Source organism: Burkholderia ubonensis (assembly GCF_902833085.1).
Taxonomy (GTDB): domain Bacteria; phylum Pseudomonadota; class Gammaproteobacteria; order Burkholderiales; family Burkholderiaceae; genus Burkholderia; species Burkholderia ubonensis.
In genome coordinates, this window is sequence record NZ_CADFEB010000008.1 from 326662 (window position 1) to 352179 (window position 25518).

Below are 25518 nucleotides of genomic sequence, written 5' to 3' on the forward strand. Positions count from 1 at the left end.
CGTCAGTACGCGCCGGACAACAGCGCGCCCGCGCCCGGCACGACCGGCTCGAGGTCGAGCTCGCGCAGCATCGCGTAGGTCGTCGCGATCGCGGCCGTGATCACGGGCTTGCCCGTGATCGCCTCGACCTTCGCGACCGCCGGCAGCGACGGCATCTGCACGCATGCGGACAGCACGATCGCGTCGGCGTCCTGCCACGGCAGCGTCTTCACGATGTCGGGCAGGCGCGCGGGATCGTGGCGGCCGACGTCGAGGTTGTCCGGAATCTCCAGCGCGCGGTACGCGAGCACGTCGAAGCCTTCGTTGCGGATGTAGTCGACCACCAGTTCGGTGAGCGGCAGCATGTACGGCGCGACGACCACGATGCGCTTCGCGCCGATCACCTTCAGCGCGTCGACGAGCGCGCCCGCGCTGGTCAGCACGGGCGCCTGCGCGCCGTTGTCCGCGGTGTGCTTCGTCAGGCGCGCCTGCGACACGCGGTGATAGCCGTGGCCCATCGCCATGATCGCGACGAGGCATGCGTAGCCGAGTACGTCGACGCGCGCGTCGCTCAGCTCGAGCGCGCAGCGGTCGGATTCGGCGTCCATCGCCGCGAGTTCCTCCTTGACGACCTTCTTCATCCGCATCCGGCTCGAGTGATACGTGAAGCGTTCGGGGCGAATCGTTTCGCGCAGCCGCAGCATCGCGGGAATCTCGGTTTCCATCGTCGTGTTGGAACTCGGCACGATCTGGCCGATGCGGTAAGTCTTGCTCATGGCGGAAGGCTCCGTGGCGGGTAAGAGTGTCGAGCGCACTCGGGTTCGAACAAAGTCTAGTGTGTACATTTGAAAACTGCAACGTATCAAAAACTCTGAAGCGTGCTTGATGAGCCGTGTGGTGCGGTTTTAAATGGATTAATACGTGTTTTCCCGTATGCGAGGGCAGCAGAAAACAATTTCCTTGTTGGAATTATTATGAGTGTGTACGCTACATCAACACATCATCAACCAGCCCGCTCGAGGACCTTCGGCACAGCGGGATCACGATCAGGAGATCCGCATGAGCAAACCCCGTATCGCAATCATCGGCGCCGGTCTCGGCGGCACGGCCGCCGCCGGCCTTCTGCAGCGCAGCGGCTACGACGTCGCGTTGTACGAGCAGGCGCCCGCGTTCTCGCGCCTTGGCGCCGGCATCCACCTCGGTCCGAACGTGATGAAGGTCATGCGGCGCATCGGCTGCGAGGACGCGCTGAACCGGATGGGTTCGCATCCGGATTTCTGGTACAGCCGCGACTGGCGGACGGCCGACGTGATCGCGCGGATTCCGCTGGGCGACTACGCGCTGAAGACCTACGGCGCGAGCTACCTGACCGTGCATCGCGGCGATTTCCATGCGCTGATGACGCAGGCCGTCACGCCCGGCACGATCCGTTTCGGCAAGCGCCTGGCGTCGGTCGACGACACCGGCGACGCGGTGCGCCTGTCCTTCACGGACGGCAGCGTCGAGACCGCGGACATCGTGATCGGCGCCGACGGGGTGAATTCGCGGATCCGCGAGCACCTGCTCGGCGCCGAGCCGCCGCGCTACACCGGGTATGTCGCGCACCGGGCGGTGTTCCCCGCGTCGCTGCTCGGCAACAAGCCTTACGACATGTGCGTGAAGTGGTGGTCGGAGGATCGCCACATGATGGTCTACTACGTGACGGAAAAGCGCGACGAGTACTACTACGTGACCGGCGTGCCGCAGGCCGAATGGCCGGAAGGCGTGTCGATGGTCGACAGCAGCCGCGACGAGATGCGCGAAGCGTTCGCCGGCTTTCATCCGGACATCCAGCACCTGATCGACGTCTCGCCGTCGATCACCAAGTGGCCGCTGCTCGAGCGCGACCCGCTGCCTTTGTGGAGCCGCGGCCGCCTCGTGCTGCTCGGCGACGCGTGCCATCCGATGAAGCCGCACATGGCGCAGGGCGCGGCGATGGCGATCGAGGACGCCGCGATGCTCGCGCGCTGTCTCGACGAGGTCGGCGCCGGCGATTACCCGGCTGCGTTCGCGCTGTACGAGGCGAACCGCGCGGCGCGCGCGTCGAAGGTGCAGCGCGTGTCGCACGACAACACGTGGCTGCGCGCGAACGAAGATCCGTCGTGGGTGTTCGGGTACGATGTGTTCGACGTGCCGCTCGTGTCGCCGTCGCACGACAAGGTGGCGGCGACCACCTGACGCGCGCGGCGCGGACCGGCCGTCGGTGCGTGCGATTCCTGCCTGCGAGGGGTGGCCTCGCGCAATGCCGGGCGCTGTCGGCGGCACGGTGTGCTGCGAGGCCTCAAGCCCGTTTTCCGGATCAGCCCATGTCGCATTCCACTACCGTCGCGGGGCCGTTCGCGCTCTGCCTCAACGGCGTGCAGCGCGCCGTCGACGAAGCCGCGCCCGATACGCCGCTGCTCTACGTGCTGCGCAACGACTTCGCGCTGAACGGCCCGAAGTACGGCTGCGGGCTCGGCCAGTGCGGCGCCTGCACGGTGCTGATCGACGGGCAGGCGACGCGCTCGTGCGTGGTGCCCGTCGCCGCCGCGGCCGGGCGGACGGTCACGACGCTCGAAGGGCTCGGCTCGCTCGATGCGCCGCACCCGATCCAGCGGGCGTTCATCGACGAACAGGCGGCGCAGTGCGGCTACTGCCTGAACGGGATGATCATGACCACGAAGGCGCTGCTCGATCGCAACCCGTCGCCGGACGACGACGCGATTCGCGACGCGCTGCGCTTCAATCTGTGCCGCTGCGGCACGCATCTCGAGATCATTCGCGCGGTGCATCGCGCCGCGCGATATCTGCGACACGACGATGAACAGTGAACCGACGACGCACGCGCACGGCGCGCCCGACGGCGTGGACGTCGACGCGGCCAGCCCGGGCGGCGATGCGTCCCGATACCGGCACGTGCAATATCGATGGCCGACGGACGATCCGCACGCGCGCGCGGCGCTCGACGTCGAAACCCGTACCGCCTGCGATGGCCGCATGACGACGTGGCGCTATCGCGCGCAGCTCGATCGCTCGTCCGACGAATTGCGCGCGCCGGTTGCAGAGAGTCGCGCGGATGCACCGGCGACGTTCGTCTATCGGCACGCGCACGCGTCGGTCGAGATCGAGGATGCGGGCCGTGCGATTCCTCCACATGCGCACGTGTTCGCGCGTGAGTCGTTCGTCGACGAGTTGGCCGGCGACACGGGGCGCGATCCGGTCGCGCTGCGACTCCAGCATCTCGATCCGCGCGACGATGCCGGTCCGCGCGAAGTCATCCGCATGGTCGCGGAGCGGGCGGCATGGGGCGCGTCGGCCGGATCGGCGAACGCACGGCCGTCATCCTGGCTGCGCGGGCGCGGCTTTGCTTTCGATGGCGCGGTGGCGGCGGTGGGTGGGGCAGGCGTCGAGCGCGCCGGAGCCGGCCATGACGACGCGCACGCTCCCGCCGCGACCGATGATGGCGGGGCGGCAGGCAAGAGCGCGACGGATGACGGGCAGGCAAGCTGGACCGCGTGGGTCGTCGACGTGGACGTCGACCGTTCGACCGGCGACGTCGTCGTGCGGCGCGTCGTGGCGGGGCAGGGCTCGGGGCAGGCGGATAGCGCGACGCTGACCGGATTGCCCGCGTCGCTGATCGAGGCGACGATCTCGCGCGTGATGGGTGCACACCTGTCCGCGCGCCCCGCTCATGATGAGGCGGACAGGCACGCGCGAGCGGCCGTCTCGCACGAACTCGTGGCGATGCGCGACGTCGCGGCGGACGCGCGTCCGCTTGCGCTGTCGGCACGGGACGCGCAACGCATCGACGAGGCCGCCGCGCCTGCTGCGGCGGCGATCGCGAATGCGCTGTACGACGCGACCGGCGTCCGGTTTCGTGCGCCGCCGTTCGATGCCGAAAGCATTCGCGCCGCGTTGACGCGTGCCGTGCCGGTCGACGCGCACGAGCGCGCGTCGTCGAAGTCCGCGATGCATTCCGCATCGCCGCGCTGGCGTCGCTGGCTCGGCGGCGGCGGCGTGGTCGGCGGGCTGATCGGCCTCGCGTGCGCACTGCTGCCCGGCCCCGCGCCGATCGCGCCGGTTGCGGCGGGTGGGGTGGGTGGCGCGGACGGCGCGATGTGGAGCGCGGCGACGCTCGAGCGCGGCCGGCAGATCGCGCTCGCCGGCGATTGCGCGGTATGCCACACCGCGCCGAGTGGCCCGGTCAACGCGGGCGGCCTTGCGCTCGATACGCCGTTCGGCACGATCTACACGACCAACATCACGCCCGATCCGGAAACCGGCATCGGCGCATGGACGTATTCCGCCTTCGCGCGTGCGATGCGCGAAGGCATCGCGCGCGACGGCACGCATCTGTATCCGGCGTTCCCGTATACGGCGTTTGCGCGCATGAGCGAAGCGGACCTGCTGGCGTTGTATGCGTACCTGATGTCGCAGCCCGCCGTGAAGCACACGCCGCCCAAGACGAAGCTGCCGTTCCCGCTCGACCAGCGCCGGCTCGTCGCGGGCTGGAACTGGCTGTTCCACGACGCGCGGCCGTTCGCGCCGGCGCCGGATCGTTCGGCGATGTGGAATCGCGGCAAGTACCTCGTCGACGGCGCCGGTCATTGCGGTGCGTGCCATACGCCGCGCAACGCGCTCGGTGCGGAGCAGGGCGGGCTCGCGTATCTGTCGGGCGGCGTCGCGGAAGGGTGGGCGGCGCCGTCGCTGGTCGCGTCGAAAGCGTCGCCCGTGCCGTGGACCGAGGATGCGCTGTACGACTATCTGCGCACCGGGTTTTCGGCGCAGCACGGCGTTGCCGCGGGGCCGATGGCGCCGGTCGTCGCCGGACTGGCGGCGCTCCCCGAGTCGGACGTGCGCGCGATCGCGCACTACGTCGCGTCGCTGTCGCCGCGGGTCGACGCGATGGCGGCCGCCGCGGCGGCTGCGCGTCAGGCGCGCGGCGCGGAGGCGGCAGCGACACTGGGCTTCGAGAACGGTCGCCGCGCGTTCGGCGCCGCGTGCGCGGTATGCCATGCGGAGTCGGGTGGTGTCGGCCATTTCGGCGTGCGCCCGTTGATGGGGCTGAATACGAGCGTGAGCCAGGACGCGCCGGACAACCTGTTGCGCGTGCTGCACAACGGCATCGCTCATCCGGCGACCGCCGGGCTCGGCTACATGCCGGGTTTCGGCGACGCGTTCGACGACCGGCAAATGGCCGAGCTGGCCGCCTACATCCGCGCGCGCTACGCGCCGGGGCAGCCCGCCTGGCGGGATCTGGAGGCGGCGTCGGCGCGGATTCGCCGGGAGCATTCATGAGAATCGCGCCGGTCGATGACGGGCGCGCGAGTGTTGTCGCGCGGCGGCTTCGGACGCCTGCGCGATCAGGGGCGGGTAGTGAAGCGATTCGCATCACTCGCGGCATTGCGCCGGCGCCGGCGTAGATTTCGCCGGTCGGGCTTGCCGAACGACGCTGCGATATCGCGTCCCGTCTGCTCGGCTTCCTCGATCAGTCAGTCGAGGAATTGCCGGGCGGCAGGCGAGCCCGCGACCCATGCAGGACGGGTGCGGGCCTGCCCGCCGTGTCGCTCGATTGACGACGGCATTCAACAGGCAGCCGGCGAGCTGGTGCACGCGCTATTCACCAGGGGCACGATGTTGCCGCTCGTAAACGGCGACGCGCCTTGTTGTTTGATCGCCGGATCGGTATATCCCCAACTCGTCACGCCGACCACGGTGTTGCGAGCGGACGCACTGCCGAAGCTCGTGCCGTTGAGTACCGGTGCGATGCCAAGATTGACGTGCCACGGCCCGCCGCTCGAACCGCCGGTCATCAACGAACCGATGATCGTATTGTTCGACGAGCCGGAGGCGACGAATCCTTGAGAGTCGTTGCGCTGCATGAGGCCGCCGCCGTCAAGCGCAACCGGGTAGCCGAGCTGGTTGATCAGCGTCGTTCCGGATGGCGTAAAGCCGTAGCCGTTCCAGCCGTAGCCGAACCAGCCGGCACTGTTTCCCGCATACGAGCCTCCTTGCGGGATCAGGACCAGCACGGCCACATCGTCCTGGCAAATGACGCCCGCCTGGGCACATGGGTCCGTGCCGTTCAAGTACGACGTCATGACGGTCGCGGACGCCACGTTCCATGCACCATAGGGCGCCGTTCCATTGCTATACGCAGGCGTGAACACCCAGTTCGAGTAGAACTGCTGCTGACCGAAATTCGCGACGCAATGCGCGGCCGTGACGACGACTCCCGGCTTGATCAGCGAGGCGGAGCACACGTAGGTTGCCGTGCCGATATTGAAGAACAGTTTCCCGGCGGCCCGAAACGGGTAGTAGTACTGGGTATTGTCTCCGTTGGCATTGACCCGGTTCGTCGTGAACGGTTGATTCGACGTGCCGAATTCCTGTGGCTCCACGCCAGGCTGACTCGATTCGACGGCGGGGGCGAGCCGCACTGGCCGCAGCTTGCCGTCTCCGGTGCCGCCGCGTTCGACGCCCGGATTCCCGGGAAAGCGCGGTGGCCCGTACAGCATCGAATCGGTCGATGAGGCGGGCGCGACACTCGGCCTCGGCAGCGGCATCGGCAGCGCATTCTTGAAATCGATCGTAGCCCTCTGGAGTTTCTGTTCCGGCATGGTGATCTGCGTGATATTTCCTTGGATTCTTATTTGCTGCGCGTGAGGGCTCGTCGAAATTAATGAAATTGATGCTATCAAAATGAGTTGATGCCCGGTCCTGTTCATGTCGATCTCCTGCGATCTTGCAATCCGGCGCTTTGCGTGAGGGCGACCATTGGTCGAAATTTAAAGGCGGTGCTCAATGTGTGAGCAAGACTGATGCTCGACGCCGTCGAGGTGTCGTTCCGTGGGAATTTGGAATGCACCCCGTTTTGTGATGCGACGAACGTGGGTCGCAAAAAGATGAAAATTACTGTCGGCTCGGCGTTATTGGTTTTCGAGTGACGGATTTTTTGTGATGTGTTGCCGTGCGCTCGAAACGTTGCGGGTGAATTATTGGAGTAAATTTTTAATTTGAATCCCCGCTTTATTTTGCTTAAGTTGCGTTGAATGGATTCTATGGCAGATTTTATGGATTGAAGGGATTTAAATGTATGATTGATTTGTTGCGGTCGATTGCATTTTGTTGTGGTTGTGTGTCTCGTTTTTAATGGTGATTATTGTTGAGGTTTCGTGATTTTGTTTTAATTTTATCGATGATGATGCTTATTGTTTGATTGGCCGGCGCGTCGAGGGAGCCGAGCTGGAGATTGCGCGGTTGCCGCTTGCCGCTTGCCGAGCGAATGACCCGGCAAGGACGGCACGCCGCGCTCACCACCCGAACTTCAGCTCGACGCCCAGGTACTCGCTGTTGTGGCCGCCCGCGGCCCGGATCGTGTCGCCCACGGCGTAGTACACGCCTTCGACGGCCCCCGTCAGGTGGCTGTTGAACGTGTAGTCCGCGCGCACCTGCGCATACGCGCCGGTCCAGCGCGTGCCGCGTCCGGCCGTGCCCGCGACCGGGTTGACCGGCTGCGTGTAGATCGCGTCGTCCGTCGTCGCACGCCACTGGAGCGCCAGCGCGCCGAGCAGCGTGAGCTTCGGCATCGGCTTGACCGTGATCGACGGCTTCACGTGAATCAGGTTCGAATAGCCGGTGAAGCCGGCGAGCGTGAAATAGTAGCCGTTCGGAAACAGCGGATTGAACGTGCCGAGCGTGCCGTCGCCCGGATGCCGGTCGCCGGACGCCGCGTCGATCTGCAGCCCGATGCGGGGCGTCCACGCGGTCTTCGCGAACGTGTAGCCGAAGCGCGAGCCCGCCGCCCACGCGCGCACGTCCGCGGGGCCGACGCGGCCGGTCTGCCCCATCGCCTCGAGATCCCAGTCGATGCCGTTGGCCGCGCCCGCGAAGCGCGCGTCGAACACGTTGCGGCGTTCGTTGCCGCGCGCGCCGATGTAGCGGGCATTGTCGCGCTCGTACAGCGAGTAGTACGCGGACAGCTCGTTCTTGCCGAGCACCTGGCGCTCGATCCGGATCGTATGGAAGCGCATGTGCGGGTTCGACGTGTCGTCGAACGCCTTGTCGTCGCGATACTGGACCGGCTGGCTGACGAAGCCGATCACGCGCCACGGGCCGCTCACCCAGTTCGCCCAGACCGCGTCGAACGATTGACGCACGTTCGGGCCGTCGCGCGACGACACGAAGCGCTGCAAGTCGAACAGGAAATCCTGCCGCCCGACACGGAACTTGAGCGTGCCGGCATCGAACGGCTGCACGAACGACACGAACGCGAGCCGCAGGTCGAGCGGGTTCTTGTCGGTGGGCGTCACGGTGTTCTTGCCGAACGCGCGCGCGTCCTCGAACTCGGTGTACAGCTCGACGTGCCGGTTGAGGTGCACGTCGACGTTGAAGTGAAAGCGCTGGATCAGGTACGAATCGCCCGCCGTATGCCCGACGCCGAAATTGCCCGCGTCGCTCGATTCGAACCGCTCGCGCAGGCTCGCGCCCAGCGACACGTAGCTGTACGGGTCGGTCGACGACAACGGGATGTACTTGAGGCTGTCGAGCGGCTCGGTGCGCAACGCCGGATTCGCGAGCGCATACCAGCGTTCCTGCCAGCGGTTCGTCATGATCGCGGGGCGCTGCGTCGGCAGCGCGTCCGGCACGATCGGCGCGTCGGTTTCCTGCGCGGCGGCCGGCGTCGGCGAGAGCGCCAGCGCCGCGAGCAAGGGTACGCCGAGCAGCGCGGCGCAGACGCCGGCCGATGCGCGAGGCGGTCGAAACACGGCGTCGGCTGCGCGCATCACGGCTGCGTCACCTGATGAATCTCGGCGACGTAGCCGCCGGGGAACTGCACGATCGCGGCGTCGCGCCCGTCGGCCGAATACGGCGGCACGAGCACGGTCACGCCCGCGGCCTTGGCCTTGTCGAGCGTTTGCGCGAGGCTGGCGACCTCGTAGCCGGTGGTGTCGCGGCCGTACGGATAGGGCAGCTGGCCGTCCGTCACGAGGACGACCATCTTGCCGAACGGCGATTCGATCCGGACCCGGCGATAGTGATCGTCGGGCCGGCCGATCTCGACGCCGGGCGCCCGCGCGACGTCGGACACCACCTTGCCGTGCGAGAAGCGCACGAACCCGCGGATCAGCGCGTTCGCGACGTCGCGCGGCACGTAGACGCGGTTCTCCGGCACGCGCTCGAACGGCGCGTAGTTCGGCGTCGTCGTATGGATGTAGAGCTGCATGTTGACGCCGCCCGGCCACTGGATCACCGCGTCGCGGCCGATCGGATCCGGGAACGTCTCGACCAGCACGCTCGCGCCGGCCGCGCGCGCATCGCGGATCGCGCGGTCCATGTCGCTCACGAGGTAGCCGGTGCGTTCCGCGCCGAACGGGTAGGGCACGGGCGTCTTGAAACCGAACAGCGAGACCGTGCCGACCGGCGTCTGCAGCAGTTGCGACGTGGTCGAGCTCGGCGTCGGCGTGACCGTCGCGACGACCTGAGGCGTGCTCTTGCCGCCGAAGGTCGCGAGGAAGCTCGCGACGAAGCGGTCGACGTCTTCGGGGGCGACGTACACGTGGGTCGTGTCGTACTGCGGCGCGACCGCGACGGTTTGCGCCGCGACGGGCGGCTGGGCGGCGTACGACGTGCCGGTCGCGCCGATCGAAACGGCCAGGCCGAGTGCCGCGGACAGGAGAAGCGCGTTGAGTTTCATGACGGGTTTCTTTGCTTGGTTTGACATGACGGTTGGAGATATGGGGTGAGCCCGCTATCGGGAGCCGGTGGCGCGATCGTCTGCGCCGCGCTCACGCAGGTCGTGAAGCGCGAGCAGCACGAACGCGCACGCGAGGCCGACGTGTTCGAGAAACGCAGCGGTGAGCCCGAAGCGGGCATCGGGCGGTGCGTGCCAGAACGCGTTCGCGACGTACGCGGCGAACAGCGTGAAGCCCGCGAGCACGCCGGCGCCGAGCCAGCGCAGCACGCCGGTGAGAATCAGCAGCGGCGCGATCAGCTCGACCGCGATCACGAGCGCGGCGACCGGCGCGGCCGGCTCGACGCCGAAGTGCCGCATCTCGGCGACGGCCGCGCCGAAATCGCCGGCCTTGTGCAGGCCGCCTTGCAGATACGCGCTGCACAGGCCGAGCAGGGCCAGCCGGCGCACGACGCGGCTGTGCGCGAGCGGCCGCAGCAGCGCGGCCGCGCGTGCGTCGATCCGGCGGATGGCGCCGTTCATCAAACGGCCCAGCACGCGCAGCCGAGTGCGCCCCAGAACGATTTCAGGTCGGAGGCCGGTACGTCGCTCGACCACGCGCGCGCATGCGCGTGGCCGTGCACGCCGCACGCGCTCGCGCAGCCGCACAGTTGCGCGGCGGCCTGCTGCAGCGGCCGGCCTTCCGCGCCCCAGCCCGCATAGCCGCCGAACGCGCGCACGGGCGACCAGTCGGGCATCGCGGGCGGCAGCGGCGCATCGCGATCGGAGAACGGGCCCGCCGCGTAGACGACCTTGCCGCCGACCACGGTCAGCAGCGACGTCGTGTCGGCGATGTCGGCCTCGGCGCACGCGAAGAAGTCGCGGTCCGGCACGATCACGTCGGCGAGCTGGCCGACTTCGATGCGGCCTTTCTTGCCTTCCTCGTTCGAGAACCACGTGACGTTCTCGGTCCACATCCGCAGCGCCGTTTCGCGGTCGAGACAGTTCGCCTGCGGATACAGGCGCAGGCCGCCGACTGTGCGCCCGGTGACGAGCCACGACAGCGACACCCACGGGTTGTAGCTCGCGACGCGCGTCGCGTCGGTGCCCGCGGACACCTTCAGCCCCTTCGACAGCATCCGCGCGACGGGCGGCGTCGCCTCGCCGGCCTTCGCGCCGTAGCGCTCGACGAAATACTCGCCCTGGTAGGCCATCCGGTGCTGCACCGCGACGCCGCCGCCGAGCGCCGCGATGCGATCCATCGAGCGCTCCGAAATCGTCTCCGCGTGATCGAAGAACCAGTTGAGCCCCGCGAGCGGCGTGTCGCGGTTCACCTTCTCGAACACGTCGAGCGCGCGGCTGATCGTCTCGTCGTAGGTCGCGTGCATGCGCCACGGCCAGCGGTTCTGCGCGAGAATCCGCACCACGTCCTCGAGATCGGACTCCATCTCCGGCGCCATGTCCGGGCGCGGCTGGCGGAAGTCCTCGAAGTCGGCGGCGGAGAACGCGAGCATCTCGCCCGCGCCGTTGTGGCGGAAGTAGTCGTCGCCCTGCTTGTAGCGCGACGTCTTCGTCCAGTTCAGGAAATCGTCCTTCTCCTGCTTGGGCTTCTGCGTGAACAGGTTGTACGCGAGGCGGATCGTCAGCTGCTTCGCGTCGGAGAGCTGCTGGATGACTTCGTAGTCCTCCGGATAATTCTGGAAGCCGCCGCCCGCGTCGATCGCGCCGGTCACGCCGAGGCGGTTCAGCTCGCGCATGAAGTGGCGCGTCGAGTTGACCTGGTATTCGAGCGGCAGCTTCGGGCCTTTCGCGAGGGTCGCGTACAGGATCGCGGCGTTCGGCTTCGCGAGCAGCAGGCCGGTCGGATTGCCGTTGCCGTCCCGCATGATTTGGCCGCCCGGGGGCTCGGGCGTGTCCTTCGTGTAGCCGACGACGCGCAGTGCGGCGGCATTGAGCATCGCGCGGTCGTACAGGTGCAGGATGAAGACCGGCGTATCGGGCGCGACCGCATTCAGTTCGTCCAGGGTCGGCAGCCGCTTCTCGGCGAACTGGTGCTCGGTGAAGCCGCCGACGACGCGCACCCATTGCGGCGGCGGCGTGATCGCCACCTGCTGCCTGAGCATCTCCATCGCGGTCGCGAGCGAGCGCACGCCGTCCCAGCGCAGCTCCATGTTGAAGTTGAGCCCGCCGCGAATGATGTGCAGGTGATTGTCGATGAGGCCGGGCAGCGCCGCGCGGCCGCCGAGGTCGACGACTTCCGTGCGGCCCGCCGCGAGCGCCATCACTTCTTGGTCCTCGCCGACGGCCGTGAAGACGCCGTCGGTGATCGCGACCGCGCTCGCGGTCGGGCGCGACGGGTTCAAGGTCGTGAAGCGCCCGTTGCGGAGGATGAGATCGGGCGATTTCGCGCTTGAGGTGTTCATGAACGGTTCTCCGTGGATTGGCTGGCAACCTGGGTGGCCTGGTTCGCGTTGCGGCCCGGCAATGCGCCGAACATGTGCTGATTGCACTTCGAATCGCGCCATGCCGCGTGGAACGCGGTGCCCGACAGCATCTGCTTCGCGACCGGCACGATCTGCTCGCCGGCGAGGATGCCGAGCAGGCCGACCAGCGCGACGAGCGGCGGCGCGGGCGAGCGCACGTGCAGCAGGCTGTAGATCACGCCGACGAGCACGCCGGCGAGCAACGACAGGACATAGATCTTCATCAGCGGGTCCTTTGGCGGTAGGTCGATGGGATGGCCGCGTGCAGCGCGCGCCTGACAATCGCGTGCGGCAAGCGCCGCGACGAACGCATTGTAGGCAGGCAAGACGCCGTTGCGCCGCGCATTGAGGATGAATTAAGGAGGTTTAAGGATATTTAAGCGGGACGTTGCTAGCATGGAAATGACGCCGAAGGGATCGGCATCGTTGATGCGGCGCAAGCCTGCATCCCCCTGACGTTTTTGAAGATTGAGAGGATGAAGCAACCATGAGCAACCCGAAACTCGAAGTTCTCACCCCGGACAACTGCCAGATGATCTTCATCGATCAGCAGCCGCAGATGGCGTTCGGCGTTCAATCGATCGATAGGCAAGTGCTGAAGAACAACGTGGTCGCGCTGGCGAAGGCCGCGAAGACCTTCGACATCCCGACGATCATCACGACCGTCGAGACCGAGAGCTTCTCGGGCTATACGTATCCGGAACTGCTCGACGTGTTCCCGGATCATCCGCTGCTCGAGCGGACCTCGATGAACTCGTGGGACGACCAGAAGGTGCGCGACGCGCTCGCGAAGAACGGCCGCAAGAAGGTGGTCGTGTCGGGCCTGTGGACCGAGGTGTGCAACAACACGTTCGCGCTGTGCGCAATGCTGGAAGGCGGCTACGAAATCTACATGGTGGCCGACGCGTCGGGCGGCACGACGAAGGAAGCACACGACTACGCGATGCAGCGCATGATCCAGGCCGGCGTCGTGCCGGTGACCTGGCAGCAGGTGATGCTCGAGTGGCAGCGCGACTGGGCGCACCGCGGCACGTATGACGCGGTGATGGCGATCGCGAAGGAGCATTCGGGCGCGTACGGCATCGGCGTCGACTATGCGTACACGATGGTGCACAAGACGAAGCAGCGCACGGCGAACGCCCACGAGATTCTCGCGGCGGTTCCCGCGAACGTGAAGTGATGCCCGCACGTCGCGCCGGCATGCCGGCCCGACGTGCAAAAGCGATACAGAGGTAACGAAGCTGCCGCGTCGATGACGCGGCAGCTTTTTTTTCATCGATGCGCGCGCGGCCGGCGAGCCGCCCGCGCGCGGGGCAGGATCAGTGCGCGGCCGCCTCGGGTGCGGCGCGTCGCGCACCGGCCCACCCGATCATCACGAGCAGCGGCGGCAGGAACAGGCACCACAGGCCGGCGGCCAGATAGAGGCCTGCCGCCGCGCCGCAGCCCGCGGCGAACGCGGCGACGCTGACCGTCATCCGGCGCAGCCGCGCATCGTCGCCCGGCTTGCGCGGCGCGCGCGAGCCGATGCGCTCGCCGAGCGAGATCATGATCTGCGTGACGGTGCCCGTCATCAGCGTGGTCGGCGGCGCGTCGGACAGGTGCAGGCGGTGCAGCGCGTTCTGCACGGCCATCGCGACGACGAGCGTCATGCCGGTCGCGAGCGCGGGCAGCGCATCGCTGTCGGGGAACGGCCCGACGCCCACCGCGAGCGCTGCGCCGCTCGCCAGCAGCGCGGCCTGCGCGAACAGCATCACGCGCAGCGCGTTGGCGCCGCGCGCGTTCAGCCGGTTCGCGCAGACGGTCGCCAGCACGATCGCGATGCAGAACACGGGCAGTGCCGCGAGCTTCGCGATCGCGCCGGACGTGCCGGACACGAGCGTGGCGCCGAGCGTGACGAAGTTGCCGGTCACGTGCGCGGTGAAGAGGCCTTGCAGCGCGAGAAAGCCGGCCGTGTCGACGAAGCCGCCGTTGAAACTGAGCAGCACGGGCAGTTTGTTGTCGGTCATGTTCAATCCTGGACTTCAGCGGTTCATGTGCGCGGAACGACGTGCCGCGCATGGTGGGTGAGGGTGCCCGGGCGGGCACGCGGGCGCTCGTCGAGGATAGGCGAACCGGCGGACGCGGTCACATGAATTGTTCTGAATGCTGCGCGAGCCCGCGATGCGCGCGCTCAGCGGCCGGCGCCGCGCCGCCACGCGCCGGGCGCATGGCCGACGACCTTCGCGAACACGCGGCTCAGGTGGCTCTGGTCCGCGAATCCGCAGGCCGCGGCGATTTCCGCGAGCGTCATGCCGGTCGTCTCGATCAGCCGCCGCGCCTGCGTCACGCGCTGCTCGAGCAGCCACTGGTGCGGCGTGCGGCCGGTGGTCCGCGAGAATGCGCGGATGAAATAGCCGCGCGACAGGTCGCACGCTTGCGCGACTTCCGCGAGCGATACGCCCAGGTTCGCCTTTTCCATCAGGAGTTCCTTCGCGCGCGCCGCCGTCGCGGGCGACAGCGTGCCCTTGCGGTGGAGGTCGTCCGTGGCTGCATTGCCGTAGCGCCGCGTGAGGTGGGTGCCGATAGCGAGCCCGATCTGCTCGACGAACAGCGTGGTCAGCTCGCCCGGCGTGTCGAGGCTGTCGGCGACCGCGTGCGCGAGATGGCCGAGCACGGGGTCGCACTGATCGGCCGCGCAGGTCAGGCCGGCGATCAGCGCGCCGCCGTGTTCCTCGCCGAGCCGGTCGAGACAGGCGCGCGACACTTCCACGAGCACGAAGTCGAAATTGCCGTACAGATCCGCCCGGAATTGCTCGGAGAAATCCCGAATGTAGATCGAGTGGTGCTGGAACGCCCGCTCGACTCGCCGCGCACCCCGATACAGCGCGCGACGATGGCCGTCCTGCAGCGAAATGCCGATCAGGAAGCCGCGGTCGCAGGCCGGCATCACGATGCGCTCGAATTGCTCGCCCGGCATGCACTTGCGATGAAACGTCATGCCGTCCGCGGCGCGTTCGACATCCTTGGACAGCAGGCCCGACACGCAGCCGAGCGTGTCCTTCGACGGCGGCGCAGGGGGCGCGATGAGGGCACGGGACATGACGCAGTATCCTTGAAAGGCGCGCGACGCGCGAAAAAATCGGTCGCTAGTTTATACGGGACGCGTGACTGGCCCAAGTCTATTTGAACGAAAGTGCGCTGGCTATCGGGCGCGCAGGCGCCGATTTGTGCAATTCGCGACCGCGCGGCCCACGCGCGGGCTGCGCATTTTCCTTCAAGACATGCCGTTCGAGCCTGCTTACACTCGGATCGCGCGATGGGCGTTCGGCGTCAGGTTTGTGCAGAAGGGGGCGCGCCGCGCCGATTCCCGGCCCGGCGTTGCCGCGTTCGCCGGGTCGTCATCAAGAAGTCGCAGGGGGCAGCCATGGTCCGGATCGGGACGTTGTCGGTGGATTTCGAGCAGCGGGACCTGCGCCGGCATGGCGTGCCGCTGCGCATCGGCGCACGCGCGTTCGAGATTCTCGAGGTGCTGCATCGCGCGAACGGTTCCGTCGTGTCGAAGGACGACATCATGGACGCCGTCTGGCCCGGCGCGATCATCGAGGAGAACCTGCTCCAGGTGCACGTTGCTGCGCTGCGCAAGCTGCTCGGCGAGAGCCGGAACCTGATCAAGACCGTACCGGGCCGGGGCTACCTGCTGGTCGCCGGCTCGCCGGACCCGCGGCCGCAGGACGCGTCAACGCCCGGCGACGGCCCGCCTTTGCGGTCGGCGCCGCTGATCGGGCGGCAGGCCGAAATCGGGCAGATCATCGACATGCTCGACCGGATGCCGGTCGTCACGCTGGTCGGCGCCGGCGGCATCGGCAAGACGAGCGTCGCCGCGCAGGTCGCGCACGACATGTGCAGCCGCGCCCGGTGCGCCGTGCATTGGGTCGAGCTCGCGTGCGCAGCGACGCGCGATGACGTATTGCGCGTGCTCGCGGCCGCGCTTGGCGTGCCGGCGGACGGCGTGCCCGGCATCGACGCGATCGCCGGCGCGGTCGCCGCCGCGCGCTGCCTGCTGGTGCTGGACAACGCCGAGCACGTCGTCGACGTGGTCGCGTGGCTCGTGGAGACGCTCGCGGCGCGCACCGATACGCTGCGCATGCTCGTGACCAGCCGCGAGCCGCTGCATGTCCCGGCCGAGTGCGTGATGCGCCTCGCGCCGCTCGCGGTGCCCGACCGCGACGCGTGCGCCGACGCGATCGCCGGTTGCGCCGCCGTCCAGCTGTTTCTCTGCCGCGTTCGCGCGACGACCGCCGGCCGCGAGGTGGACGAAGGCGGCATCCGGCTGGCCGCAGACATCTGCCGGCGCCTCGAGGGGCTGCCGCTGGCGATCGAACTCGCGGCCGCGCGCGTCGCGACGCTCGGCATCGAAGGGGTCGCGTCGCGCCTCGACGATCGCCTGAACCTGCTGACCGGCGGCTTGCGTTCCGCGCCGCCGCGCCACCAGGCGCTGCGGGCGACGCTCGACTGGAGCCATGCGCTGCTGAATCCCGCCGCGCGTGCGCTGTTTCGGCGGCTCGGCTGCTTCATCGGCCCGTTCACGTTCGATGACGTGCGCGCCGTGGCGACGGCGCCCGGCATGCCGCTCGGCGAGACGATCTGCGGGCTCGGCGAGCTCGTTGCGAAGTCGCTGTTGAGTGTCGAGTTTCGGGGCGCTCGCGCGCAGTACCGGCTGACCGAAACGGCCCGCGCATACGCGCTGGAGAAGCTGCGCGACGCGGGGGAATTCGAACGCGTCGCCGCGTGCCATGCGCGCCATGAGCGCGAGCAATGGGGCGTGACGGCGGCGCTCGTGCCTGCCGGGCCGGGCCCGGCGTCGCAGCCGGAGGAAGGCGGCGAACACGCACAGCCGGCCGGTGCCGGGCCGGCACCGGAAGCCGCGCCGGCTTCATCGCGCACGAGCGTATGCGGCGCGCACCTGCACGGTGGCGCGTCACGTGCCCGGTCGTGCGCGCGGCCGACGCCTCGACGGTGATCGCGGCGCGGGCCATCAGGTTCTCGTGCCGGCCGGACGCGAAGCCGACGCCGCGGTTGTGCTCGCGACCGGCGTGTCGAGCATGCGCGCCGGCATGGCGCGCGGCGCCACGCCGGCGCGCGGCGCGTTACGCCTTCAGGAACGCGAGCAGCTCGGCGTTGATCTTGTCGGCTTCGACGACGCACATCCCGTGCGAGCCGCCCGGGATCACCTTGAGCTGCGCTTGCTTCACGAGCTTCGCAGACAGGCGCGCCGAATTGTCGATCGGCACGATCTGGTCGTCGTCGCCGTGCAGGATCAGCGTCGGCACGTCGAACTTCTTCAGGTCCTCGGTGTAGTCGACTTCGGAGAATTCCCGGATGCACTGATACTGGCCGTGGATGCCGCCCATCATCCCCTGCGCCCAGAACGCGTCGATCGTGCCCTGGGAAGGCTTCGCGTTCGGCCGGTTGAAGCCGAAGAACGGCACCGCGAGATCTTTGTAGAACTGCGAACGGTTTGCGGCGACGTTCTTGCGGATGCCGTCGAACACGTCGATCGGCAGGCCGCCCGGATAGGCGGCCGTCTTCGCCATGATCGGCGGCACCGCGCCGATCAGCACCGCCTTCGCGACGCGCCGCGTGCCGTGGCGGCCGATGTAGTGCGCGACTTCGCCGCCGCCCGTCGAATGGCCGACGAGCGTGGCTTCGCGCAGGTCGAGCGCGTCGAGCAGCGCCGCGAGGTCGTCGGCGTAGGTGTCCATGTCGTTGCCTTGCGACGGCTGGCCCGAGCGACCGTGGCCGCGGCGGTCGTGCGCGATCACGCGATAGCCGTGCTGCAGCAGGAACAGCATCTGCGCGTCCCATGCGTCGGCGCACAGCGGCCAGCCGTGCGAGAAGACGACCGGGCGGCCGGCGCCCCAGTCCTTGTAGTAGATCTGGGTGCCGTCTTTCGTCGTGATGGTGTTCATGGCATGAGCTCCGTGATGGGCAGAAGTGGCGGCCTGTTTCGGCGTGCCGGCGGCGTTTGCCGCCGTGGGCAGCGCGGCGGCGGCGACGGCCGTCGCGCCGGCAAACAGCATCTCGCGGCGCCGGGTCGATTCGACGGCGTCGGTTTGCGTGGAACGCATTGGGTCTCCTTGAGCGTGCGGTGGAACGACACCGCATGAAACGGATGATGAAGGTGATCGGTGCGTGGCGACTTCGCCCGACAACCGGCAAGCGCCCGCCGTCGCGATGCGGTCGCGACGGATACGAACACAGCGGGGAGCCTACACGCGAGCCCCTTGGCGCGTACTGAAGCGATCTGAATTTTCGTGAACGGGGCGTGTTCCGGATTAGAGGAATGATTCGGATTCCTGCCGGTGGTGCGGGAAGTGCCGGAAGTGCCGGAAGTGCGCACCAGAACGATTCAGATTCGCTAAAGGACTATTCATCGCGCAGCGGTTATCGTCGATCCCGTGCCGGCCCCCCGCCGCGCTGTCGGTGCCGGACAGCGATGCGAACGGGGGGCTGCGCCATTTCCAAGGACACGCCGCCATGAACGAATTCAGCCGTTGGGCACGGATGATCACGCTGCTCGACCCATCCGACGATGCCGGCCGCGCGCTGCCGGCATCGTTCCTCGACGCGAACGGTGCGGGCCGCCGCCACCGCAACGTCGCGCCGGTGCCGTCCAGCGGCGACGCGCGCCGCCGCGCCGCGGTCGTCGCGGCCGAGCGGCAGACCGGCTCGTCCGTGCTGCTGTCGTGGAGCGACCCGACGCGGTTCCGCTACGACGAGCAGCGCTGGATCAGCGCGAAATCGCGGATCAGCAGCAGCTGCGCGCTGAGCGGGAAGGGGATCCGGATCGGCGACGCGGTCTACAAGCCGCAGTGGCGCGGCGCGAAGCGGCCGGCGAACTGCGCGGACATGATCCTCGCGACGGAGCTCGACAGTCTCATCGCCCGGTTGGCCCGTCGCTGACGGCGCAGCCTTCAACCCGCAACGCGCGCCGACGACCTCGTGTAATCCAATCCGCTCCGCTAGTCTTTCCAGTTCGACCCGAGCACCCGGCCGCAGAAGTTCATGCGGCGATAGTTCGGGTCGTGGCGTTCCAGCACGTCGGCGCAGACGCTGCCGAACGTCGTTGCCGCGCGCTGCGCGATGCCCTCGGCGAGCGCTTCGAGGATCAGCTCCTTGAAGCCGGCGCCGCGGGGCCATGCATGCAGCACGGCATCGCGTTCGGCGCGGGTCACTTCGTCGAAGTGCGCGCCGAACAGGTCGGTTTCGACGCCCGCGCCGAGCAGCGCCGTCAGCGGCGCCATGTGCGGATGGATGCCGAATGACGTATGCAGCGCAATTGCGCGCCAGGTCTCGGCGGTCTCGGCCGCCGGCACCCCATGCCCGTCGAGGAACGCTTGCGCGGCGTTCGCGCTGTCCACCTCGAACCGGTGGCGCGAATCCCGGTAGCGCCGGGTCAGGCCGATGTCGTGAAACAGCGCGGCGACGTACAGCAGGTCGGCGTCGAACGCCAGCGCGCGACGCCGGCCGATGAGGGACGCGAACAGGAAGACCCGCATCGCGTGCCGGTACAGCAGCGCCGGCTCCTGCGCGGCCGCTGCCGCGGCCCGCGCGAGCGCGCTGTCGGGAATCCGGATGCCGGCGACGCTCTGGCCCATCGTCGGTGGCCTCATCGTGCGAACGGGGCGGTCGGTGCGTCGTTCATGTGGGCGGGCATGGTCCGAGGTCGGTGAAGGATTGCCGCCGGCGCGCGATGACGCGGGCGCGCCGGTGCGCCGAAGCTGGCAGGCAGTCTGCCCGGCCGGTCGCCGAAAGTCCTGAGCCGAACCTGAATTTTTATGAAGCCTGCAGCGCCATGCCGGCAAGAATTTTCATTCAAATTTCGAATAGTGGACGGCCGGACAATTCACCTGAATAAAAAAAGCACGCTTACTTCAAAAAATTCGACTAGATTATTCTGAATATTTAAAGCTTCGGGAAGCGCAAACGACGTAGCATGGACGTCCTGAGCGGCGGCACATCGGGCCGGCCGCCATTGACTCATCTCCGGAAAGACCGAATCGCCATGATCCGCATTGGACCACTTCAAGTCTTTCTCGATAAACGTGAAATTCAAGCGAACGGCCAGCCGGTACGCATCGGCAGTCGCGCGTTCGACATTCTCGAATTGCTGATCCGGGCGAATGGCGCGCTGGTATCGAAAGACGAGATCATGCAGCGCGTCTGGCCGCGCACCGTGGTCGAGGAAAACAACCTGCAGGTGCACATCGCCGCGTTGCGCAAGGCGCTCGCCGACCACCGCGACCTGATCGTGACCGTGCCGGGGCGCGGCTACCGGCTCGCGGTCCGTCGCCACGACGACGCGCCGGTTGCTCGGGACGAGGCGCCGCCGACGTTGTGGCTCGCCGCCACGGCGTCCGCGCTGATCGGCCGCGAGCGGACGATCGCCGAAGTGATCGCCGCGCTCGATGCCGCGCGCGTCGTGACGCTGGTCGGCGCGGGCGGCATCGGCAAGACCCGCGTCGCGGTCGAGGTGGCGCAGCAGGTCGCCGCGCGCTTCGCCCACGGCGTCGCGTTCGTGCCGCTGGCGGCGGTGTCGGACCCGCGCTTCGTGCCCGATGCGATCGCGGCCGCGCTCGGCATCGCGGAGCCGACCGGCTCGGCCACGCTCGAAACCGTCGCCGCGCATCTGGCGGAGCGCCGGATGCTGCTCGTGTTCGACAACTGCGAGCACGTGATCGATGCCGTCGCGCAGGTCGCCGGCGCGCTCGCGGACGCGCACCCGGACCTCCGCATTCTCGCGACCAGCCGCGAGGCGCTGCGCATCCGCGGCGAGTGGCTGCGTCCGGTGCCGCCGCTGAACGTGCCCGGCGACGACGACTGCGGCGATGCGATCCTGGCGACGAGCGCGGTGCAGCTGTTCGTCGCCCGCGCGCGCTCGGCGGATCAGGGCTTTCCGCTGGACCCGCGCAGCCTGCTGTTGATCGCGGCGATCTGCCGGCGCCTCGACGGCCTGCCGCTCGCGATCGAGCTTGCCGCGGCCCGCGCGGCGCTGCTGGGCGTCGAAGTGTTGGCCACCCATCTCGACGACCATTTCCGGCTGCTGACGGGCGGCTTTCGCACCGCGCTGCCGCGCCACCAGACGCTGCAGGCGATGTACGACTGGAGCTACCGCCTGCTCGGCGACCACGAGCGCATGCTGCTGCGCTGGCTCGGCGTGTTCCGCGACAGCTTCTCGCTCGAGGCGGTCGAGGACGTCGTCGAAGGGAAGGGGCTGTCGGAGCCGGACATCCTCGACGCGATCGCCGGCCTCGTCTCGAAATCGCTGCTGATCCGCGAGGACGCGCACGGCGCGCCGCGCTACCGGCTGCTCGCGACGACGCGCGCGTACGCGCTGCAGCAGCTCGAGAACAACGGCGAATGCAAGGCGGCGGCGCTCGCGCATGCGCGGTTTTTCCAGGCGCTGTTCGCGCAGGCGCCGGTCGGGCGCTTCGACGCGCGGTCGGCCGCCTGGCTCGACGCGGTGCGGCACGAGCTCGGCAACCTGCGCGCCGCGCTCGACTGGGCGTTCTCGCCGGTCGGCGACAAGGCGGTCGGCATCGCGCTCGCGGCGGTGGCGGTGCCGTGCCTGTTCGACCTGGCGCTCGTCGACGAATGCTGCGAGCGGGCCCGCGTCGCGCTCGACGCGACGCGCGACCCGGACATCGCGCCGGTGTCCGACGCCACGCGGATGCCGCTGCTCGCCGCGTTCGCGCTGGCGCTCGCTTATACGGCGGGCCCGACGCAGGCGGTGCAGGCGGCGTGGTCGGAGGTGCACGCGCTGGCCGTCGCGGCGGGGGACGCCGAATACGAGCTGCGCGCGCTGTGGGGCCGGTGGAACGCCAGCCAGCAGGCCGGCCACGCGCGCGACGCGTTGCGATGGGCGCGCCGCCTGCGCGCGCGTGCGCAGACGCTCGACCATGCGCCGGCGCAGATGCTCGCGCTGCACGCCGAGGCGACCGCGCTCCACTACGAAGGCGCGCACGAGGCCGCGCACCGCCGGTTCCAGCAGATGCTGAGTGTGTGCGCGTACGGCGAACGGCGCTGGCATGCGGCCGGCCTGCACCCCGAGCAAGGCATCGTCGCGCAGGCGATGTTCGCGCGCGTGCAGTGGGCGCTCGGTGCGCCGGACGAGGCGCTGTGCCTCGCGACGCAGGCGTTCGACCTCGCGTGCGACTACGCGCCCGACACCGTGATCGGCGCCGTGCTGGCCGAGGGGCTGATCCCCGTCGCGCTGCTCACGGGCGCATTCGACGTCGCCGAGCGCGGCATCGCCGCGCTGCGCGCGTGCGCGAGCCGCGCGGGCTTCAAGGTCTGGCTCGCGTGCTGCGAATGCTATGACGAATACCTGAAGTCGGCGGCCGGCGCGGGCGCGGCGTGGGCGCCGCGGTTCCGCGTCGCGCTCGACGCGCTGTCCGACACCGGCTACGGCGCGGTGCAGACGTTCCTGCTTGCGCAGTACGCACGCTGCCTGGCGGCCGACGGCCGCGCCGGCGAAGCGAAGGCCGCGCTCGAAGCGGCCTTGCAGCGCTGCGACGAAACGGGCGAACGCTGGTTCGTCGCGGAGCTCGAACGGCTCGGCGGGATGCTCGCCGGGATCGAGCGTCCGGCGGCCGCACGTTGCTGACCACCTGATGAGACTTGACGAGCGTTTTCGTCAGAGGCTTTCGGTGAACCGCTCGATCAGGTCCGGGCGGTCGAACTGCTCGATCCACCAGCCGAGCGCGCGGCCGATCTCGTCGTCGCGCCACGCGAGGAAGCACTGCGTGACGTCCCGCATCCCGTTGACCTTGCGGGTGATCAGCCGGCCGTCCGCGATCGCGCGCTCGGCGACGCACTCGGGCAGCGAGCCGACGCCGAGGCCCTCGCATTGCGCGGCGACCTTGGCGGCGAGGCTCGACACCGCGAGCACCTGCTGGCCGGGCTCGACGTCGATCGACCACGGCGCCAGTTCGCGCGACGTATCGCTGATGACGATGCGCCGGTGCCGCGCGACGTCCGCCATCGACAGCGGCTCGGGCACGGCCGCGAGTGGATGGTGCGGCGCGATCGCGAACACGTGCCGCATTTCGCCGATCGGGCGCGTGACGATGTTCGCGAGCGGCGGCGGCTCGCCCGGCGCGCCGACGATCAGGTCGGCGCGCCGGGTGATCAGCGCGTCCCAGGAGCCGCCGAGCACTTCGGTCGACAGGCGCAGGCGCGTGTCCATGTTCAGCTCGTCGAATGCGTGCACATAGGGCCACAGCGCCGCGAACGGCATGATCTCGTCGATGCAGATGCGCAGCTCGGCTTCCCATCCCGACTGGATCCGCTGCGCCCTCATTTCGAGCTGGCCGGCGGCGAACAGCAGCCGCCGGCCTTCGTCGACGACCACCCGGCCGGCTTGCGTGAGCTTCGCGCGGCGGCCGCTGCGGTCGAACAGCACGACGCCAAGATCGCTTTCGAGCTTCTGGACGAGATAGGTGAGCGCCGACGGCACGCGGTGCAGCAGTTCGGCCGCTTCGGCGAACGTGCCGGTGCGATCGATCGCATCCAGTGCCTCGAGCGCCTCGAAGGAAAGCTTCATCAGGGGATTCCCATAAAAACGATGCGCCCGTCCGACGGGCGCGTCAGTCGCCGTGTTGTACACGCGGTTGGGAAAAAAGTCGAGGCGTCGGGGCGGACCGGATGCGAACGCGTTCACAGCCCTCGCAGGCTGAGTTCGAGCCGATTCAGTTCGGGTGACGACGTCGCACGCGAGCGACGAGCTGGTTGACCGGCGGCGGTCGAGCCTTCGGTTCTCCGCCATGCGATTGCGTAGATGCCGTCGGCGACGGCTTGCCATGTGTATGCCGCTTCGGCAAGCGCGGGCGCGCGGAGGCCTTCGGCGGGGTGATCGCCGGCCCCGCTGCGGCACGGCTGGCGGTCGATCGGTGCGTTCATGTTGACGAGCTCCTGCGAAGACGTTTCGGTGGGCCGGTTCGAACGCGTTGGCGGTGCGTTCGACGGGACCGAGTGTGCCCGCTTTGCTCTTTAGTGAACACAGCGTCAAAAGCGAATTACTTTTGACTTGAAATCAAGAATTGCGCGCGCCGGGCGGCGTGCATCGTCATGCCGCCGGCGATCCGGTGTGCGAGTCGCCGCCGGATGCCGGATAAGGCGTGCCGTCCTTGTGCAGGAACCGGCCGTCCGCGCTCGGGCTCATCATGTCGACGTCGGAGCAGGTGATGACGTCGTCGGGCGAGCGCGAGCCGACTTCGAGATAGACGGCCATCGCCCCCGACCTGTTGACCAGGTGATGGCCGTTGCCGGCGTTTTTCGGGAACGCCGCGCAGTCGCCGGCGCGCAGCACCGTCTCGCCGCCGTCCTCGATCAGCGTCAGCTCGCCTGCGAGGACATAGACGAATTCGTCCTCGGCCGTATGCCAATGACGCTGGCTCGACCAGTTGCCGGGCGGCACGCGCATCAGGTTGACGCCGAAGTCGGCGAGCCCGCCCGCATCGCCGAGCCGCCGGCGAATGCGTTCGGCGCAGCGGGCATCGAACGGCGGCGGATAGCCGGAGCCCTTGCGCTCCGGGACATTGGCGAGATCGATCTTGGGCATGGACGGCTCCTCGATGTCACGCGGGCAACGCGCATGGCGTCGATTGTAGGCGGTTTCCGTTCCGCGTCTCGAAGGGCCACGACCTTGCGCCCATGACCTCGCGCGTGACTTTCGATCTATAGGCGCGATTGCCTTCGCTCGACACAATGGGACATCGCCGAATCGACATGCCGAGGCTGTCGAGCTGTCGGCCAATCATCCGGCGGTGCTCGCCGCAGTGATCTGAGGGGGCCCGGGCGTACCGCCGTTGTTTCAATACTGGTCCATGCGGATCAGCCAATCAGGAGAGCAAATCATGTTCAAGCGTTCCACTGCGAAGTATCTGTATGTGATGCTGGTTCTGTTCGCCATGGTGGGGAGCGCACAAGCCGAAAGGTGCAATTTTTCACCCCGCTATAAAGACAAAGGGGGGCTGAGCGGTTGGCCCGCCAGGATAAGGAATTCGAGCGACGAAGCGTTACGTAACGCATTCAAGAACGATAAGTGCACCTTCATCATGGGGGAGCACTCTGGTGGATACGTACCCAGAGGTGCGCCCAACAGCAGGCATATCACGGTGAGCCGAAACGGGAGGGCTTGCCACGTATTCAAGAAGCACCCCAACCTTCGGTGGGACGCCCGTTATCCCACGACCTGTTTTTGACGACGCGTGTTCCCGGCGGCGCACGCTGGACGGGGCGCGAAAATCCGCTTGAGCGTGTCGTGGATTTTGCGTCGGCAAGGCTTGCGGGATTTCATTTCGCAAGCCTTATCCGGGTGAAGAC

At 68.2% G+C, this 25518-nt stretch carries 22 protein-coding genes; 8 read left to right on the top strand and 14 right to left on the bottom strand.

What is annotated here, in order from left to right; all coding sequences use genetic code 11:
- Window positions 1-2 precede the first annotated feature (2 nt).
- The gene (locus tag HWX31_RS23650; RefSeq protein ID WP_059481956.1) at window positions 3-755 is read right to left on the bottom strand and encodes a maleate cis-trans isomerase family protein; all 753 of its coding nucleotides are present in this window, start codon (window positions 753-755) and stop codon (window positions 3-5) included.
- Between the two features lie 283 nt (window positions 756-1038).
- Between HWX31_RS23650 and HWX31_RS23655 the strand changes: the two genes are divergently transcribed.
- From HWX31_RS23655 to HWX31_RS23665, 3 genes are all read left to right on the top strand, one after another.
- Window positions 1039-2196, top strand: a complete 1158-nt coding sequence (locus HWX31_RS23655) for an FAD-dependent monooxygenase (RefSeq protein WP_174963873.1) — start codon at window positions 1039-1041, stop codon at window positions 2194-2196.
- A 128-nt stretch (window positions 2197-2324) separates the two neighbouring features.
- Window positions 2325-2828, top strand: a complete 504-nt coding sequence (locus HWX31_RS23660; RefSeq protein WP_174963874.1) for a (2Fe-2S)-binding protein — start codon at window positions 2325-2327, stop codon at window positions 2826-2828.
- Window positions 2818-5295 (top strand): cytochrome c, encoded by a 2478-nt coding sequence (locus HWX31_RS23665; protein ID WP_174963875.1) that lies wholly within the window; start codon window positions 2818-2820, stop codon window positions 5293-5295. The genes HWX31_RS23660 and HWX31_RS23665 overlap by 11 nt, the downstream gene beginning before the upstream one ends.
- Before the next feature lie 287 nt (window positions 5296-5582).
- Here the strand turns inward: HWX31_RS23665 and HWX31_RS23670 are convergent, their stop codons facing one another.
- The 6 genes from HWX31_RS23670 to HWX31_RS23695 all read right to left on the bottom strand — a co-directional run bounded on the left by HWX31_RS23670 (window position 5583) and on the right by HWX31_RS23695 (window position 12377).
- Window positions 5583-6725 (bottom strand): trypsin-like serine peptidase, encoded by a 1143-nt coding sequence (locus HWX31_RS23670; RefSeq protein ID WP_174963876.1) that lies wholly within the window; start codon window positions 6723-6725, stop codon window positions 5583-5585.
- A gap of 585 nt (window positions 6726-7310) precedes the next feature.
- Entirely contained in the window at window positions 7311-8765 is a 1455-nt protein-coding gene (locus HWX31_RS23675; protein WP_244143817.1) for an alginate export family protein, read from the bottom strand.
- 17 nt (window positions 8766-8782) lie between these two features.
- Complete coding sequence (locus HWX31_RS23680; RefSeq protein WP_174963877.1) at window positions 8783-9694, bottom strand: VOC family protein; 912 nt, start codon at window positions 9692-9694, stop codon at window positions 8783-8785.
- A 54-nt stretch (window positions 9695-9748) separates the two neighbouring features.
- A complete protein-coding gene (locus HWX31_RS23685; protein WP_174963878.1) occupies window positions 9749-10213 on the bottom strand; it encodes a DoxX family protein in 465 nt (154 codons plus the stop codon).
- A complete protein-coding gene (locus tag HWX31_RS23690; protein WP_174963879.1) occupies window positions 10213-12093 on the bottom strand; it encodes an amidohydrolase in 1881 nt (626 codons plus the stop codon). Before HWX31_RS23690 ends, HWX31_RS23685 begins: the two co-directional genes overlap by 1 nt.
- Complete coding sequence (locus tag HWX31_RS23695; protein WP_174963880.1) at window positions 12090-12377, bottom strand: XapX domain-containing protein; 288 nt, start codon at window positions 12375-12377, stop codon at window positions 12090-12092. Before HWX31_RS23695 ends, HWX31_RS23690 begins: the two co-directional genes overlap by 4 nt.
- A 263-nt stretch (window positions 12378-12640) precedes the next feature.
- On the opposite strand from HWX31_RS23695, the gene HWX31_RS23700 reads away from it, so the two are divergent.
- Window positions 12641-13333 carry a hydrolase gene (locus tag HWX31_RS23700; RefSeq protein WP_059613782.1) on the top strand — a complete coding sequence of 231 codons (693 nt, stop codon included), beginning with the start codon at window positions 12641-12643 and terminating at the stop codon, window positions 13331-13333.
- A gap of 139 nt (window positions 13334-13472) precedes the next feature.
- Here HWX31_RS23700 and HWX31_RS23705 read toward each other — a convergent pair whose 3' ends face one another.
- Window positions 13473-14159, bottom strand: coding sequence for a YoaK family protein (locus tag HWX31_RS23705; RefSeq protein WP_059613784.1), 687 nt, complete (start codon window positions 14157-14159; stop codon window positions 13473-13475).
- 164 nt (window positions 14160-14323) lie between these two features.
- Window positions 14324-15232, bottom strand: coding sequence for a helix-turn-helix domain-containing protein (locus HWX31_RS23710; protein WP_174963881.1), 909 nt, complete (start codon window positions 15230-15232; stop codon window positions 14324-14326).
- Window positions 15233-15556: 324 nt separating this feature from the next.
- On the opposite strand from HWX31_RS23710, the gene HWX31_RS23715 reads away from it, so the two are divergent.
- On the top strand, window positions 15557-17152 hold the full coding sequence (locus HWX31_RS23715) for an ATP-binding protein (RefSeq protein WP_174963882.1): 1596 nt from the start codon (window positions 15557-15559) through the stop codon (window positions 17150-17152).
- A gap of 127 nt (window positions 17153-17279) precedes the next feature.
- Here the strand turns inward: HWX31_RS23715 and HWX31_RS23720 are convergent, their stop codons facing one another.
- Entirely contained in the window at window positions 17280-18260 is a 981-nt protein-coding gene (locus tag HWX31_RS23720) for an alpha/beta fold hydrolase (protein ID WP_174963883.1), read from the bottom strand.
- Window positions 18261-18669: 409 nt separating this feature from the next.
- On the opposite strand from HWX31_RS23720, the gene HWX31_RS23725 reads away from it, so the two are divergent.
- Complete coding sequence (locus HWX31_RS23725; protein WP_174963884.1) at window positions 18670-19095, top strand: DUF3331 domain-containing protein; 426 nt, start codon at window positions 18670-18672, stop codon at window positions 19093-19095.
- 59 nt (window positions 19096-19154) lie between these two features.
- Here the strand turns inward: HWX31_RS23725 and HWX31_RS23730 are convergent, their stop codons facing one another.
- The gene (locus HWX31_RS23730; protein ID WP_174963885.1) at window positions 19155-19790 is read right to left on the bottom strand and encodes an HD domain-containing protein; all 636 of its coding nucleotides are present in this window, start codon (window positions 19788-19790) and stop codon (window positions 19155-19157) included.
- A gap of 407 nt (window positions 19791-20197) precedes the next feature.
- Between HWX31_RS23730 and HWX31_RS23735 the strand changes: the two genes are divergently transcribed.
- Window positions 20198-22798, top strand: a complete 2601-nt coding sequence (locus tag HWX31_RS23735) for an ATP-binding protein (RefSeq protein ID WP_174963886.1) — start codon at window positions 20198-20200, stop codon at window positions 22796-22798.
- Window positions 22799-22828: 30 nt separating this feature from the next.
- On the opposite strand, the gene HWX31_RS23740 is transcribed toward HWX31_RS23735, so the two are convergent.
- The 3 genes from HWX31_RS23740 to HWX31_RS23750 all read right to left on the bottom strand — a co-directional run bounded on the left by HWX31_RS23740 (window position 22829) and on the right by HWX31_RS23750 (window position 24754).
- Window positions 22829-23737: a LysR family transcriptional regulator gene (locus tag HWX31_RS23740; RefSeq protein WP_174963887.1), complete on the bottom strand. Its 909-nt coding sequence runs from the start codon at window positions 23735-23737 to the stop codon at window positions 22829-22831.
- Window positions 23738-23850: 113 nt separating this feature from the next.
- On the bottom strand, window positions 23851-24093 hold the full coding sequence (locus HWX31_RS23745) for a hypothetical protein (protein ID WP_174963888.1): 243 nt from the start codon (window positions 24091-24093) through the stop codon (window positions 23851-23853).
- Between the two features lie 166 nt (window positions 24094-24259).
- Entirely contained in the window at window positions 24260-24754 is a 495-nt protein-coding gene (locus tag HWX31_RS23750) for a cupin domain-containing protein (protein WP_174963889.1), read from the bottom strand.
- A 295-nt stretch (window positions 24755-25049) separates the two neighbouring features.
- Here HWX31_RS23750 and HWX31_RS23755 point away from each other — a divergent pair, with 295 nt between their 5' ends.
- Window positions 25050-25397, top strand: coding sequence for a hypothetical protein (locus HWX31_RS23755; RefSeq protein WP_174963890.1), 348 nt, complete (start codon window positions 25050-25052; stop codon window positions 25395-25397).
- Window positions 25398-25518 lie beyond the last annotated feature (121 nt).

Bases quoted from the DNA above. Each gene is read 5' to 3' on its own strand.
- HWX31_RS23705 (WP_059613784.1), bottom strand. From the start codon at position 14,159: ATGACCGACAACAAACTGCCCGTGCTGCTCAGTTTCAACGGCGGCTTC.
- HWX31_RS23715 (WP_174963882.1), top strand. From the start codon at position 15,557: ATGGTCCGGATCGGGACGTTGTCGGTGGATTTCGAGCAGCGGGACCTG.
- HWX31_RS23680 (WP_174963877.1), bottom strand. From the start codon at position 9,694: ATGAAACTCAACGCGCTTCTCCTGTCCGCGGCACTCGGCCTGGCCGTT.
- HWX31_RS23735 (WP_174963886.1), top strand. From the start codon at position 20,198: ATGATCCGCATTGGACCACTTCAAGTCTTTCTCGATAAACGTGAAATT.
- HWX31_RS23655 (WP_174963873.1), top strand. From the start codon at position 1,039: ATGAGCAAACCCCGTATCGCAATCATCGGCGCCGGTCTCGGCGGCACG.
- HWX31_RS23685 (WP_174963878.1), bottom strand. From the start codon at position 10,213: ATGAACGGCGCCATCCGCCGGATCGACGCACGCGCGGCCGCGCTGCTG.
- HWX31_RS23720 (WP_174963883.1), bottom strand. From the start codon at position 18,260: ATGCGTTCCACGCAAACCGACGCCGTCGAATCGACCCGGCGCCGCGAG.
- HWX31_RS23740 (WP_174963887.1), bottom strand. From the start codon at position 23,737: ATGAAGCTTTCCTTCGAGGCGCTCGAGGCACTGGATGCGATCGATCGC.
- HWX31_RS23665 (WP_174963875.1), top strand. From the start codon at position 2,818: ATGAACAGTGAACCGACGACGCACGCGCACGGCGCGCCCGACGGCGTG.
- HWX31_RS23690 (WP_174963879.1), bottom strand. From the start codon at position 12,093: ATGAACACCTCAAGCGCGAAATCGCCCGATCTCATCCTCCGCAACGGG.
- HWX31_RS23745 (WP_174963888.1), bottom strand. From the start codon at position 24,093: ATGAACGCACCGATCGACCGCCAGCCGTGCCGCAGCGGGGCCGGCGAT.
- HWX31_RS23660 (WP_174963874.1), top strand. From the start codon at position 2,325: ATGTCGCATTCCACTACCGTCGCGGGGCCGTTCGCGCTCTGCCTCAAC.
- HWX31_RS23710 (WP_174963881.1), bottom strand. From the start codon at position 15,232: ATGTCCCGTGCCCTCATCGCGCCCCCTGCGCCGCCGTCGAAGGACACG.
- HWX31_RS23725 (WP_174963884.1), top strand. From the start codon at position 18,670: ATGAACGAATTCAGCCGTTGGGCACGGATGATCACGCTGCTCGACCCA.
- HWX31_RS23700 (WP_059613782.1), top strand. From the start codon at position 12,641: ATGAGCAACCCGAAACTCGAAGTTCTCACCCCGGACAACTGCCAGATG.
- HWX31_RS23670 (WP_174963876.1), bottom strand. From the start codon at position 6,725: ATGAACAGGACCGGGCATCAACTCATTTTGATAGCATCAATTTCATTA.
- HWX31_RS23650 (WP_059481956.1), bottom strand. From the start codon at position 755: ATGAGCAAGACTTACCGCATCGGCCAGATCGTGCCGAGTTCCAACACG.
- HWX31_RS23755 (WP_174963890.1), top strand. From the start codon at position 25,050: ATGTTCAAGCGTTCCACTGCGAAGTATCTGTATGTGATGCTGGTTCTG.
- HWX31_RS23750 (WP_174963889.1), bottom strand. From the start codon at position 24,754: ATGCCCAAGATCGATCTCGCCAATGTCCCGGAGCGCAAGGGCTCCGGC.
- HWX31_RS23695 (WP_174963880.1), bottom strand. From the start codon at position 12,377: ATGAAGATCTATGTCCTGTCGTTGCTCGCCGGCGTGCTCGTCGGCGTG.
- HWX31_RS23730 (WP_174963885.1), bottom strand. From the start codon at position 19,790: ATGGGCCAGAGCGTCGCCGGCATCCGGATTCCCGACAGCGCGCTCGCG.